Genomic DNA, 12,598 nt, shown 5'->3' on the forward strand with positions numbered 1-12,598 from the left:
CGTTTCGGACCTAGGGCGATCCCCTAGTCCGCGGGATTCGGCGCTCAGATAGGATGTCGTCTGACTTGGGTCAATGGACCACTTGCCGCGGCGGGCTGCAGAATTCGCGTGCCAGTCCTGCGCGCAGCAACACGGTCATATACCCTCTTGGGTTGCAAGCCCGACGGGGCCGGACCTGCTGTTAGGCGGCGCCGAGACGGGCTTCGATGGCGGCGAGCGCGTCCGCGGCCTTGGCGCCATCCGGACCACCCGCCTGGGCCATGTCGGGGCGGCCGCCGCCGCCCTTGCCGCCAAGGGCTTCAGCGCCGGCGCGTACCAGATCGACGGCGCTCCAGGTCTTCACCAGATCTTCCGTCACGCCAACCGCGATGCCGGCCTTGCCGTCCTCGGTGACGCCGACGATGGCAACCACGCCCGAGCCGACCTGCTTCTTGCCGTCGTCGACGAGGCCGCGCAGGTCCTTCGGATTGAGGCCCTGCACCGAGCGGGCCAGCAGCTTGACGCTGCCGATCGTGCGCACCGCATCGGCAGCCGGTGCGCCATTGCCGGCGCCGCCACCGCCGAGGGCGATCTGGCGCTTGGTGTCGGCGAGCTGACGCTCGAGCTGCTTCCTCTCCTCGACCAGCGCCTTCAGGCGCTCGACGAGGTCCTCGGGCCGCGTCTTCAGCACGCTGGCTGCTTCCTTGAGTCGGGCGTCGGCGTCGGCCAGATAGCCGCGCGCGCCATCGCCGGTCAGCGCCTCGATGCGGCGCACGCCCGCCGCGCTCGCGCTCTCGGCCACGATCTTGACCAAGCCGATGTCGCCCGTGCGCCGCACGTGCGTGCCGCCGCACAGCTCGACGGACCAGGCCTTGTTGGTGCCTGGCTTCAGGCCGCTATCTCCGAGTCCGCCCATCGACACGACGCGCACCTCGTCGCCGTACTTCTCGCCGAACAGAGCCATGGCGCCGGAGGCTTTGGCATCCTCGAGCGCCATCAGGCGCGTCTCGACCGGGCCGTTCTCGAGCACGAACTCGTTGGCGAGGCGCTCGACGGCCGCGATCTCGTCGGCGGACATCGGCTTCGTATGCACGAAGTCGAAGCGCAGGCGTTCCGGCGCGACGAGCGAGCCCTTCTGGGCAACGTGCGGCCCGAGCACTTGGCGCAGCGCCTCGTGCAGAAGGTGCGTCGCCGAGTGGTTGGCGCGCGTGGCGGTGCGGCGCGTATGATCGACCTCGAGCTCCACGGCGTCGTCGATCTTGAAGCTGCCCTTCTCGACCTTGCCGATGTGCACGAAGAGGTCGCCAAGCTTTTTCTGCGTGTCGGTGACGCGGAACAGCGCGCCCTTTGTGCCCTTGATCAGCCCCTGATCGCCGACCTGACCGCCGCTTTCGCCGTAGAACGGCGTCTGGTTAAGAACGAGCGCGCCCTCGTCGCCCGCTTTCAGCGATTTGACCGGCTTTCCGTCGCGCACGAGCGCGCGGATCTCGCCCTCGGCGGTCTCGGTGTCGTAGCCCAGGAACTCGCTCGCGCCGATCTCTTCCTTGATCTCGAACCAGATCTCCTCGGTCGCGGCTTCGCCCGAGCCCTTCCAGGCACGGCGGGCCTCCTCCTTCTGCTTGTCCATGGCCGCGTCGAAGGCCTTGGTATCAACGGCGATACCGCGAGCGCGCAGCGCGTCCTCGGTGAGGTCGAGCGGGAAGCCGTAGGTGTCGTAGAGTTTGAAGGCGACGTCGCCCGGGAATGTTGCGCCCTTGCCGAGACCGGAAGACGCTTCGCCCAGGAGCTTCAGGCCGTTGCCGAGCGTCTTCTTGAAGCGCGTCTCTTCGAGCTTCAGCGTCTCCTCGATCAGCGCCTCAGCGCGGCCGAGCTCGGGATAGGCGGCGCCCATCTCGCGGACGAGCGCGGGCACGAGGCGGTACATCAGCGGATCGGCGCAGCCGAGCTGGTGAGCGTAGCGCATGGCGCGGCGCATGATGCGGCGGAGCACGTAGCCGCGCCCCTCGTTCGAGGGCAGCACGCCGTCTGCAATAAGGAAGCTCGTCGCGCGCAGGTGATCGGCGATGACGCGGCGTGCGGGCGTGACGTCGACGCCTTCGGGATTGTCGCTGGCGCCGAGCTTGCGGCTCTCGTCGCGGATGGCGGCGATCAGATTCTTGAACAGGTCGATGTCATAATTGTCGTGCACGCCCTGCAAGACGGCCGCGATGCGCTCGAGGCCCATGCCGGTGTCGACGGACGCCTTCGGCAGGTCGATGCGCTCACCCGTGGGGAGCTGCTCGTACTGCATGAAGACGAGGTTCCAGATCTCGATGAAGCGGTCGCCGTCGGCGTCGGGCGAGCCCGGCGGGCCGCCCGGAATCCTGGGGCCGTGGTCGTAGAAGATCTCGGTGCACGGGCCGCAGGGGCCGGTGTCGCCCATCTGCCAGAAGTTGTCCTTGGTGGCGATGCGGATCAGCCGCTCGTCGGGAAGGCCAGCGAGCTTCTTCCAGATGGCGTGGGCCTCGTCGTCCTCGTGGTAGACGGTGACGGTCAGGCGCTTGGCATCGAGCCCGAACTCCTTGGTGATGAGGTTCCAGGCCAGCTCGATGGCGCGCTCCTTGAAGTAGTCGCCGAACGAGAAGTTGCCGAGCATCTCGAAAAAGGTGTGGTGGCGCGCCGTGTAGCCGACATTATCGAGGTCGTTGTGCTTGCCGCCGGCGCGCACGCACTTCTGCGAGGACGCGGCACGCACGTAGGGGCGCGTCTCCTGGCCGGTGAAGACGTTTTTGAACTGCACCATGCCGGCGTTGGTGAACATCAGCGACGGATCGTTGCGCGGCACGAGCGGCGACGAGGGCACCACCTCGTGGCCCTCCGCCTTGAAGTAATCGAGGAACGCTCGTCTGATCTCGTTGACGCCAGTCATTTATCGATCCGCGTGTTTTCGCCGTCGTCGTGTGCCGGCCGACGCCCATGTCACATCACAGCGTCATCCCGGCGTCATGGCGAAGTCATGCTCCGCATGGATGACTGGGATCCACGATATCTCACCGGCAGGTGTGGATACTTGCGTGGATGCCGGCTGTTCAAGCGAAGCTTTAGCTGCGCAAAACAGCCGGCAAAACGGAGTCAGATTGCCCCTGGTCGAGGCAGTCGCAAGGGCGCCGATTGGCCGTTGCACCCGCTTTTAGCGGGCCTACCGGGGGCTTGTCCAGGAACGCAAACGGCGCAGGCCAGGTTGCCCAAGCCGCGCCGGTATGCCGTACCTCCATTCGAGCGGCTGGACCGGCCGAAGGCGGCGGGATTTCGCGCCCGCCGCGTCCAAGGCCCAGGCGCTATCAGCGCTTGCCGCTCGAGCGGGCGCCCTTCTTGGCGGATTCCGGTACGTCCGGGAGCACGCCGTCCTCGTCAGGCTCCTCGCCGTCGTCGGCAGAGCCGGACTCGGGCTCAGCCAGCATCTTGTCGACGATCAGGCCGGCGCTGGCACGAATCGCCTTCTCGATGGCGGCCGCGATTTTGGGATTCTCCTTCAGAAACAGCTTGGCGTTCTCGCGGCCCTGACCGATGCGCTGGCCATCGTAGGAGAACCAGGCGCCGGACTTCTCGACGATGCCCGCCTTGACACCGAGGTCGACAAGCTCACCGGTCTTGGAGATACCCTCGCCATACATGATGTCGAATTCGACCTGCTTGAACGGCGGGGCAACCTTGTTCTTCACCACCTTGACGCGGGTCTGGTTACCGATCGTCTCCTCGCGCTCCTTGATCTGGCCGATGCGGCGGATGTCGAGGCGCACGGAGGAATAGAACTTCAGCGCGTTGCCGCCGGTCGTCGTCTCGGGGTTGCCGAACATGACGCCGATCTTCATGCGGATCTGGTTGATGAAGATCACCATGGTGCCGGACTTGTTGATCGAGGCGGTGAGCTTGCGCAGGGCCTGGCTCATGAGGCGCGCCTGCAGACCCGGCAGAGAGTCGCCCATCTCGCCTTCGAGCTCGGCCTTTGGCGTCAGCGCGGCGACGCTGTCGATCACCAGTACGTCGATGGCGCCCGAGCGCACGAGCGTGTCGGCGATCTCGAGCGCCTGCTCGCCGGTATCGGGCTGGGAAATCAGGAGGTCTTCCACCTTGACGCCGAGCTTCCTGGCATAGGTCGGATCAAGCGCGTGCTCGGCGTCGACGAAAGCACAGATGCCGCCCTTTTTTTGTGCTTCGGCGATCACCTGCAGCGTGAGAGTCGTCTTGCCCGAGGATTCGGGGCCGTAGATCTCGACCACGCGGCCTTTGGGCAGTCCACCGATGCCGAGCGCGATATCGAGGCCCAGAGAACCGGTCGAGATGGCCTCGATGTCGATCGAGCGGTCGGAGGCCCCGAGGCGCATAATCGAGCCCTTGCCGAAGTTCTTGTCGATCTGTGCCAGCGCAGCTTCCAGCGCCTGTTTCTTATCCATCTTTCCCCCTTCGACGACATGCAGCTCCGGCTTGGTCATGTGGCACCTTATGGCATGTTAACCGTTGATCGGCGACTCGACGCTTTGGATAAATTGTACTTGTTTTGTTCTCATTAGTCCAGATCGTGGTTGGCCAGTTGACGTATGTAAACGAAGAATACTATGGCGGCTCCGACAGGGCGGCCTAGTAGGAATATTCGTGATCGCTGTCGGGCACTTTGGCCCAAGCGAGGTCGATGCACGTACGCTGGAAACCCATTTGTCGCTGCGCCCCGCGTTCGTCGGTGTACCTAACAATCCCGACCAAGAGATATTCCTCGGTTTCCGCGGAGGCTTTATCCCGCAGAGCATCGTTGAAGAGGACTTTTTCGAAGTCGATGGCAGACGTTATTTGAAACGCCCCGGACTGGCCTGCCTCAAGCTCGTGGGGCGCATCTGCAATGTTCGTAATGACTGGAAGGGCGCCAAGGTTCTCATAGATTGCGCCGCTGACCATGATGTTCGCCGCTCGACTTTCTCCGGCATTAGCCACGGTGACCCTGGCACCCAAGACGCGCGGATTAGAAGCGGTCGTCAAGTAGGCGCTGTGCACAATGAGTTTGGGTCGGTGAGACGCGAAGAATTCGTCGCGAAGTATGCTCACGCCCTCCAAAAGAGCAGCGGCGGTATCTCTAGCAGCGAGAGCGCCAAAGACCGCAGCGTTGGCGGCGCTTTCCGCATCACGCAGACTGGTGCGTATGAACCTCAACTGTTGAACGAAAAGCACCGCTTGGACGAAGGCTATCAGCGCCAAAATCCCAGTAAGACGGACCATCCACGTGTCGGTCCATTGTTTGTGTTCTCCGCCGCCGTCATCGGACTCGGAGGGTGGTTGATCGGCGTGCGCGATCGTGGGCTGGCCCTCGGTGGTTGCGGTCTGATTGGCTTGGGGCTGTTTGCTTGGTGGTGGGGAATGTCGTGATGGAGAACTCCATACAAGCACTGCGCCAATGGCTAAGTACACGCCAGAAAGTGCGAGTCCTACTGCGTACCTGCGAACAATGGCTAGCATCGCGCTGCCTCCCCCTGAGCAAGCGGTGCTGCATATTATCAGGGTTCAGACTGTATTGCGCTAGTCTGCACCTACGCGCTTCCGGAGTCGTGCTATGACAGGCACGAAACTCCGGAGGACGCTGCATGGCCGATCAGAACATCAAACAAGTCGTCACAAAAGACGATGTGCCGGGATTGGACCTAGTCCCAACCTTCGTAAACCGGTTCAACGTCACCATGGGCCCGATAACAACCAGAATTGCCCTTGGGGAGCATGTTGTCGGCGATCAGGACCAAAATACCGTGTTTACGTCGGCGCTCGTAATGCCGACATCGGACGCGCTTTCTCTCGCGCACCTGATCATACAGTTATTCGAGACCAACGCTGGCGCACAGGCCGTCCAAAAGACGCTGATGGAACTCGCGGACAAAGCCTCCCGCCAGGAGCGGTAGAAAAATGGGGGCGACTTCAGATAGCGGTCAAGGCGGTGGGGGTTCCGGCGGCGGTTCCACCCTCTCTGGTGGATCGACTGGTAGATCCAGGCGCCCGAGCGGCGGCCGTCCGCGCTTCTCCATGGACGTCGATCCTGGGAGGCGCACTGTGAAAGGCTACCCCGCAACGCGACGCGAACTAGAGGACTTGCTTGGCTCAGGCAAAGAAGCGAACCGCTTTTATAGCTGGGCAGCGGCCTTCGGTGGATTCGCGTTAAGTGGTCTTGGGCGGCTGGTTCTCCACGGTTGGAACGCCGACGTCTGGACTGGGTTTTCGATGGCGTCCCTCGTATTCGCGGTCGTGCTTGCCCACTTGGGATACAAGAAGAAAGATGATGGCCAACTGCGACTCACGGAAATCATCGACCAAACATCCCATGATGAGAGTGATGTCTAGAGGCAAGTATTTGAGCCTTGAAGAGGCTCGCCAGAGCGGCGACTTCAAACGCTTCTGCGAGGAACACCCCGCAGAAGCCGACCGCGAGCGCTTCCTGAAGCTCCTTCAGGCTATGAGCCAAGGCGCTTTAGAAGGAGAGGAAACATCGCCTCGGGCTGGCGGCGCAGGTTCCACCGGAACTCGAACTCGGCGAGATACTTAGGCATGTGTTGGCGCGACACATGAATGTGCGTGCCCCGGATCGAACGCTTCAGCATCGACCAGAAGCTCTCAATCGTGTTCGTGTGCACGTCGCCGCGAACGTACTCGTCCCTCTTGTGCTGCACCGTCTCATGCTGGAACCCGCACTTGTCGAGATCGGAATAGCCAAGGTGCTCGTCTGTTGAGATGCGCGAGCCGGGGGCAACGTTCTCGGTCACTGTGACTTCCAGCGAGTTGCGCGACGTGTCGGGCACGACCTTGGTCAGCAACCGGCCATCGCGCTCCACCATGCCGACGACAATCGTCTTGTTATCCAGCACAACGCCCTTGCGGCCACGGGTGCGCTTACGACGACCGCCGACATAAGCTTCGTCGGCCTCAACATGACCCGAGAGCGGGCCGTCGCCGTCGACGAGACCGAGGTACTTGCGGATTTCGTGACCCATGCGCCAAGCGGTTTTGTAGTTCACGGAAAGCTGGCGTTGCAGCTCCTTGGCGGGCACGCCGTGGCGCGTCGTCGTGAACAGGTACATCGCATAGAACCACTTCTGGAGCGGCGTATGCGACTTGTGGAATGGCGTGCCTACCATCGGGTGCACGTGGTTGCCGCACTGGCAGGTGTAGGCGGGCATCTTTGCGAGCTTTTTCCATTTGCCCGTCTCGCCACAGCGCGAGCATTCGTGATCCGCGCCGAACCGCTCCTTGAACAGAAAGTCAAGGCAAGCGTCGTCGTCCGGGAACATCTGCATGAACTCGATAATCGTGATCGGCTTGGCCATGTCGGCTCTCCCTCCATCTGAGAACCAACATACAGCAAAGGGTCACATACGTCAACTGGTCAAATACGGTCCAGATCTGTTTTAACCACCCCTTAGGCGGCGGCCGCGAGACTGCTGGGTGCGAGCCTCCAAGGTCCCTGCCCTACCATGCTGCACGTCATCGCCATCGCGTCGAACGCGCTTCAGGTCGAAAGCCGGAAGCTCAGCGAGATCGCGTCTGCGGTCGCGGCGACGGGTCCGTCTGCTGGTGGCCAGACGGCTCCGGTGGATCGCCCCACGCCGGTGCGCATCGGCGCCCTCCCCCTCGGCGGTCCGCTCGAGGGCATGGTTTCCCTGAAGGAGGCCGAACTCGCTTACGGCCTCAATGCCGCCGTCATAGCGACCGCCGACGAGATGGCTGACACGCTGCTTGAGGTGTTCGACCGCGACACCCGGTGACAATGCATGACTCCGCCTCAGAAGCTCGCGCCGCGGTTGTAGCTCGTGACCAACTCGTTGTAGTCGCGCATCATGCGCGCGGGTGAGCCCTCCACCATCCAGGCGCCACCGCCAGAGTTGAGGATCATCTTCTCGCCGCTGCTGTAAGGCACCTTATCCCGTATGCGGCGCATCAGTTGCTTGGCGGTGACCAGGAACGACTTCGCCGAGCTGACGAACATGGAGCCGATCTTCTGCTCCCTGTTGGCCTCGGCAAAGGCCTCTGTCGCCTTGACGATCTCGTCGTACTCGCCAACCGCTGCCGTCATCCCGGCAAGCTCCGGGCGTTCGGCGCTCTGCGTGCGCATCACGCGCTTGGCGTGCATCATCAGCGCCTCGACGTGGTAGCGGGCGTTGCGGCCTTCGCTCCTCTCGATCTCGGTGAGGCGTTCGGCCGCCATCTTGTCCTGGATCTCGTCGATGCCGGCGCGCAGTTTCTGGTCGGCGCTCGCGAACGTGTCCCAGGCCGCCACGAGGCGCGGATGCATGGCCTTGCCCTTGGCCATCTTGTCGTCCTTGTAGTCTTCCTGGGTGTAGTAGTCGTCCGCCTCCTTCAGCAGTGGCTCCAGTGCCACGACGGCCGTGACGTAGGCCGAGGCCGCGGCCTCGAGCGCGGCGTCGCGGGGCTCGAGGGTGTTTGCCTTCTCCACGCTACTTTTGCAGTCGGACGTGTCGTAGATGGTGTAGGTGCCATAGATGATCCGCTCCTTGCCGGTCGGACCTTTCTTGCCCACCCAGCTCACGTAGCGCTCACGGGAGTCATAAGCCCGCTCCGACAGGCGGTTGATGCACCCAACGTAGGCGTTGAGCTTCTCGACGAGAGTGGGGGGCTCGGCACGCGCCGCAGAGGCGGTGGCGAGTGGCAGCCAAGCCGGCACAAGCGCGCTAACGGTCAGAATGAGCGTTCGGACGGACCTCATCGCATTCTCCGGTTGCAGACACAGGCTTGATGGGGGCAAACGGCAATTCTCGCTTCTTAATGAGCGTTTCCTACGGAAGGCAAGGCGGGTAAGACGGAAGGCACGGCAGGCGTGATCGGCAGGACACGAACTTGGCTGGGCGTCCCGCCGTTTCTGAAGCGGAAGGAGAACCACGATGGAGAACGAGACATTCAACCTTTCGCTGCGCCGCTTTCTGAAGGAGGTCGGCATTTCCTCCCAGCAGGAGATCGAGCGCGTCGTGCGTGAGCACAAGCTGGCCGGTCAAGGCACGCTCAAGGTCCGCATGGTACTGACGGCCGATGGGACAGATCTTCGACATGAAGTTCGGGGCAATATTGACCTCGGATCCTGACGGAGATCAGATCGCCAAGGGTCCGGAACATTCAATGAGCCATAGCGTTGGTTTTTGCCATGTATGCATTCGTTGTCATGGTCATGATCAGCGGCACCCCGCAGCTCTTCATCATGGAGCGGGGACTTACGGCTTCTGCGTGCGAAGAGATGGTGCGGCGTCCCGATAGCGGGCTTCGTATCGACGGCGAAAAGGTTGCCGGCGAAGGACACTGCATCCTGGAGCGCGAGCTGCCCGAAAGCGACGTGCCGACCTAGGCCGCTTCCAAAAGAAAGTACACCAAACAAAAAGCTAAAGGCCGCTCCGCAATTCAACAAAAAGCGGAACGGCCAAGCAGGGTCGCCGTGCGTCAGCGGGCGAGCTGCTCTTTCACTTTCGCGGCGAGCTGGGGCAGCGAGAAGGGCTTCGGCAGGAAGGCGAACTGCTCGTCCTTGTCGAGGCTGGTCTCGAAGGCTTCGTGCGGATAGCCCGAGACGAAGATAATCTTGAGCTCGGGGTTGCGTTTGCGCAGCTCCTTCAAAAGCGTCGGGCCGTCCATCTCGGGCATCACGACGTCCGAGACGACGATGTCGACGCTGTCCTCGTAGCGCTCCATCACTTCCAGCGCCTCGACGCCGGTAGAGGCTTCAAGCACCTCGTAGCCCTGGCGCTTCAGCGCGCGCGCGGCGAACGAGCGCACGACATCCTCGTCCTCGACCAAGAGCACGCGGCCCGAGCCGGTGAGGTCCTGCGGACGCTCCTTCTTGGCCGCCTTCTGGGTGGCGAGTGCCTCCTCGTCGTCGGGCACATAGCGCGGCAGGTAGACGCGGAAGGTCGTGCCACGCCCGACCGTGCTTTCCGGATAGATGAAGCCGCCCGTCTGCTTGACGATACCGTAGACGGTCGAGAGGCCGAGGCCCGTGCCCTTGCCCACACCCTTGGTGGTGAAGAACGGCTCGAACACCTTGGACATGACCTCAGGCGACATGCCGGAGCCGGTGTCGGATACCTCGACCAGCACGTACTCGCCGACGACCATGCCGTGGTAGTCGAGCTTCTGGCTTTCGCGCTCGGAGACGTTGCGCGTCGAGATCGAGAGCGTGCCGCCGTCCGGCATGGCGTCGCGTGCGTTGACGGCGAGGTTGATGATCACCTGCTCGAACTGCGTGCGGTCGGTCTTGACGTACCAGAGGTCGCGGCCCGTCGGCATCTTGAGCTCGATGGTCTCGCCGATGGACCGCTTCATCAGCGGCGCGAGATCGCCGAGCACCTCGCCGAGCTGCAAGGGCTCTGTCTGCAGCGTCTGCCGGCGCGAGAAGGCGAGCAGCTTGGCGACGAGACCCGCGGCGCGCGTGGCGCTCGAGCGGATGTTCATGATGTCCTTGTGCGCGGGGTCGGTCGGCCGGTGCGTCTGCAGCAAGAGGTCCGAAAAGCCGATGATCGCCGTCAGCACGTTGTTGAAGTCGTGGGCGATGCCGCCCGCGAGCTTGCCCACGGCCTCCATCTTCGAGGACTGGGCGAACTTGGCCTCCAGCGCCTTCTGCTCGGTCGCGTCGACCAGATAGAGGATGGCCGCCTCGCGAGCGTCCTTAGCGTTATTGAGCGAGGCGAGATAGAGCCGGCGCGAGAACTCGCTCTTGGGGCCGACGGTAATATCGACCGGCGTCGGGCTCGCGGCGCCTGCGAGGGCCTGGCCCAGGGCGCCTTCGACGGCGGTCCGCATGTCGGAATCGGCGAAGCGGCACAGCACGTCCGCGGCCGAAGAGCCGACCACCGCGGCGCCATCGGGGATCATGCGGGCGAAGGCGGCGTTGGTGCTGACCAGGCGACCGTCGGCGCCGATGGTCGCAATACCGAACGGCGAGGACTGCAGGAAGCGCGCGAAGCGCACCTCGGCGGCCGCGGGGCCATCCTCCGTCGTGCCCTCGCGGCGGAAGGCGGCAACGAGCAGCCCGCTCTGATTGTCGCGGCGGGCGAAGAAGCGCAGCGGCACCTGCGCGCCCTTGTCGATCGACACGTCGAGGTCGATGCCCTGCCCGCTCGTGTAGAAGGCCGCGGCAGCGTTGGCGATCATTTCGGCGCCCTCGGGCGTCACGATGTCGGCTAGGCGCAGGGTGCGATGCGAGAGGCTCTGCGGCTCGAGCCCGAGCCAGCGCAGCAGCGTGGCGTTGAGACGGCGGATGGTGCCGCGGCTGTCGATCTCCATGAGACCGGCCGGCAGGCTGTCCAGGCGCTCCAGGGTAGCTTCGAGCGTCGCGACGGCGCTGACCTGGCGGGCACGCTCGGCGGTGACGTCGGTCACCGTCCACAGCGCCATGGGGCCAAGCTCACGGTCGTGGCCCGGCACGAAGCACGGGCGCTGCGCCACGCGGAAGATCTGCGGCCCCTGCCCATCGGGCTTCACCTCGATCTCCTCGCGCCAGGGCTCACGGCGCGAGGCGGCGCGCTCGAGGCGGAAGTAGGCGGCGGCGGCACGCGGGTCGCTGGCGAACAGGGTTTCGAGCGCCTTGATCTCGCCGGCCGCCGTCATGCCGACCATGTCGGCGAGCGCCCGATTGGCGTAGAGCGGACGTCCGTCGCGGCGGGTGACGAGCACGCCGTCGTCGAGGCTGTTGGCGAAGGCGCGCACGAGGTCGTCATCGCGGACGCGCTCGCCGACGCGGATATGACCTGCGACGTAGCCGAAGGTGGCGAACAGGCCGAGCATGGCCAGAACCGAGAGCAGTGTCAGGAGCAGCGGCTCGCGGGATGGGGAGGCAACGAGCGCAAGCACGAGCGCGCCGACGGCCAGGGACGCGGCGATGATCGGAATGACACCGGGCTCGTGGACGCCGCCAGCGAGGGCGCGGGCGTCCGCCACGCCGGCTCGGGGTTGGCGGACATCGCTTTCGCTCATGAAGGCAAAAGCTATCTGATTCTCCGGAGGAGACGCCTCGGATGTCTTCATGGGACCTCGGGTACTCATACGCTACGCAAACCAGCCCGTGCCGTGCCGTTTCGTGACGCGGGAGACAAGCACCGAAAGCGGTCGGCGACTTGTCCCTGCGTCGTTAAATCCACACTTCGATCAATAGGGTTAAAATGGCATAAATTCCGGGCTATACGGGGCACGAGACAGCGGCTGGGAGACCGCGCCGGGTAACCTGCGCGCACGAACGTTCATGTGGGACATGCTTTATTACCTCGCGATCGTGTTGTTCCTCGCGGTCGCCATGATCGGCGGCGCCTATGCGGTTCGCACCTACTTCGGCGGCGGCGCGCCGATCTCAGCGGTCAGCTCATTATTCGGCCCCAAGCCATTGCGCCGCCTCTCCATTACCGAGCAGTTCAATCTCGACAACCGGCGCCGCCTCATTCTCATCCGGCGTGACGACGTGGAGCACCTGATCATGACCGGCGGCCCGGTCGACATCGTGCTGGAAAGCGGAATCGCCGCGCCTGCTCCCGTTCAGCCCCTGCCGAGGGCCGAGGAGGCACCGGCCGCGCGCCGCGTCGATCCCACGCTTGCGTAAGCGAGCCGGAACGCGCCAGACGGT

At 63.9% G+C, this 12,598-nt stretch carries 12 protein-coding genes; 7 read left to right on the plus strand and 5 right to left on the minus strand.

Going from position 1 to position 12,598, the window contains the following annotated elements:
* Window positions 1–181: 181 nt before the first annotated feature.
* Together alaS and recA are read right to left on the minus strand one after the other, a co-directional pair.
* Window positions 182–2,887, minus strand: a complete 2,706-nt coding sequence (gene alaS / locus CS1GBM3_RS03385; protein ID WP_072391390.1) for an alanine--tRNA ligase — start codon at window positions 2,885–2,887, stop codon at window positions 182–184.
* A 412-nt stretch (window positions 2,888–3,299) separates the two neighbouring features.
* Window positions 3,300–4,451: a recombinase RecA gene (gene recA, locus CS1GBM3_RS03390; RefSeq protein WP_072391393.1), complete on the minus strand. Its 1,152-nt coding sequence runs from the start codon at window positions 4,449–4,451 to the stop codon at window positions 3,300–3,302.
* A gap of 160 nt (window positions 4,452–4,611) precedes the next feature.
* Here recA and CS1GBM3_RS19435 point away from each other — a divergent pair, with 160 nt between their 5' ends.
* From CS1GBM3_RS19435 to CS1GBM3_RS03405, 3 genes are all read left to right on the plus strand, one after another.
* Window positions 4,612–5,373, plus strand: a complete 762-nt coding sequence (locus CS1GBM3_RS19435; protein WP_139247765.1) for a hypothetical protein — start codon at window positions 4,612–4,614, stop codon at window positions 5,371–5,373.
* A 215-nt stretch (window positions 5,374–5,588) separates the two neighbouring features.
* Window positions 5,589–5,897 (plus strand): hypothetical protein, encoded by a 309-nt coding sequence (locus tag CS1GBM3_RS03400; protein ID WP_072391399.1) that lies wholly within the window; start codon window positions 5,589–5,591, stop codon window positions 5,895–5,897.
* A gap of 148 nt (window positions 5,898–6,045) precedes the next feature.
* Window positions 6,046–6,333 (plus strand): hypothetical protein, encoded by a 288-nt coding sequence (locus tag CS1GBM3_RS03405; RefSeq protein ID WP_139247767.1) that lies wholly within the window; start codon window positions 6,046–6,048, stop codon window positions 6,331–6,333.
* A gap of 110 nt (window positions 6,334–6,443) precedes the next feature.
* Here CS1GBM3_RS03405 and CS1GBM3_RS03410 read toward each other — a convergent pair whose 3' ends face one another.
* On the minus strand, window positions 6,444–7,313 hold the full coding sequence (locus CS1GBM3_RS03410; RefSeq protein WP_072391405.1) for an IS1595 family transposase: 870 nt from the start codon (window positions 7,311–7,313) through the stop codon (window positions 6,444–6,446).
* 147 nt (window positions 7,314–7,460) lie between these two features.
* On the opposite strand from CS1GBM3_RS03410, the gene CS1GBM3_RS03415 reads away from it, so the two are divergent.
* A complete protein-coding gene (locus CS1GBM3_RS03415) occupies window positions 7,461–7,751 on the plus strand; it encodes a hypothetical protein (protein ID WP_072391408.1) in 291 nt (96 codons plus the stop codon).
* A 17-nt stretch (window positions 7,752–7,768) separates the two neighbouring features.
* On the opposite strand, the gene CS1GBM3_RS03420 is transcribed toward CS1GBM3_RS03415, so the two are convergent.
* Window positions 7,769–8,710: a YiiG family protein gene (locus CS1GBM3_RS03420; RefSeq protein ID WP_072391411.1), complete on the minus strand. Its 942-nt coding sequence runs from the start codon at window positions 8,708–8,710 to the stop codon at window positions 7,769–7,771.
* 175 nt (window positions 8,711–8,885) lie between these two features.
* Between CS1GBM3_RS03420 and CS1GBM3_RS03425 the strand changes: the two genes are divergently transcribed.
* A complete protein-coding gene (locus CS1GBM3_RS03425) occupies window positions 8,886–9,083 on the plus strand; it encodes a DUF6494 family protein (protein ID WP_072391414.1) in 198 nt (65 codons plus the stop codon).
* A 59-nt stretch (window positions 9,084–9,142) separates the two neighbouring features.
* Window positions 9,143–9,340: a hypothetical protein gene (locus CS1GBM3_RS03430; RefSeq protein WP_072391417.1), complete on the plus strand. Its 198-nt coding sequence runs from the start codon at window positions 9,143–9,145 to the stop codon at window positions 9,338–9,340.
* 92 nt (window positions 9,341–9,432) lie between these two features.
* Here CS1GBM3_RS03430 and CS1GBM3_RS03435 read toward each other — a convergent pair whose 3' ends face one another.
* Window positions 9,433–12,009 (minus strand): hybrid sensor histidine kinase/response regulator, encoded by a 2,577-nt coding sequence (locus CS1GBM3_RS03435; RefSeq protein WP_083567013.1) that lies wholly within the window; start codon window positions 12,007–12,009, stop codon window positions 9,433–9,435.
* Window positions 12,010–12,223: 214 nt separating this feature from the next.
* Here CS1GBM3_RS03435 and CS1GBM3_RS03440 point away from each other — a divergent pair, with 214 nt between their 5' ends.
* Window positions 12,224–12,574: a flagellar biosynthetic protein FliO gene (locus CS1GBM3_RS03440; protein ID WP_072391423.1), complete on the plus strand. Its 351-nt coding sequence runs from the start codon at window positions 12,224–12,226 to the stop codon at window positions 12,572–12,574.
* Window positions 12,575–12,598: the final 24 nt, after the last annotated feature.

It is taken from the genome of Hyphomicrobium sp. CS1GBMeth3, from assembly GCF_900117455.1.
Taxonomy (GTDB): domain Bacteria; phylum Pseudomonadota; class Alphaproteobacteria; order Rhizobiales; family Hyphomicrobiaceae; genus Hyphomicrobium_C.

Bases quoted from the DNA above. Each gene is read 5' to 3' on its own strand.
- CS1GBM3_RS03430 (WP_072391417.1), top strand. From the start codon at position 9,143: ATGTATGCATTCGTTGTCATGGTCATGATCAGCGGCACCCCGCAGCTC.
- recA (WP_072391393.1), bottom strand. From the start codon at position 4,451: ATGACCAAGCCGGAGCTGCATGTCGTCGAAGGGGGAAAGATGGATAAG.
- CS1GBM3_RS03425 (WP_072391414.1), top strand. From the start codon at position 8,886: ATGGAGAACGAGACATTCAACCTTTCGCTGCGCCGCTTTCTGAAGGAG.
- CS1GBM3_RS03440 (WP_072391423.1), top strand. From the start codon at position 12,224: ATGTGGGACATGCTTTATTACCTCGCGATCGTGTTGTTCCTCGCGGTC.
- CS1GBM3_RS03435 (WP_083567013.1), bottom strand. From the start codon at position 12,009: ATGAAGACATCCGAGGCGTCTCCTCCGGAGAATCAGATAGCTTTTGCC.
- CS1GBM3_RS03420 (WP_072391411.1), bottom strand. From the start codon at position 8,710: ATGAGGTCCGTCCGAACGCTCATTCTGACCGTTAGCGCGCTTGTGCCG.
- CS1GBM3_RS03415 (WP_072391408.1), top strand. From the start codon at position 7,461: ATGCTGCACGTCATCGCCATCGCGTCGAACGCGCTTCAGGTCGAAAGC.
- CS1GBM3_RS03400 (WP_072391399.1), top strand. From the start codon at position 5,589: ATGGCCGATCAGAACATCAAACAAGTCGTCACAAAAGACGATGTGCCG.
- alaS (WP_072391390.1), bottom strand. From the start codon at position 2,887: ATGACTGGCGTCAACGAGATCAGACGAGCGTTCCTCGATTACTTCAAG.
- CS1GBM3_RS03410 (WP_072391405.1), bottom strand. From the start codon at position 7,313: ATGGCCAAGCCGATCACGATTATCGAGTTCATGCAGATGTTCCCGGAC.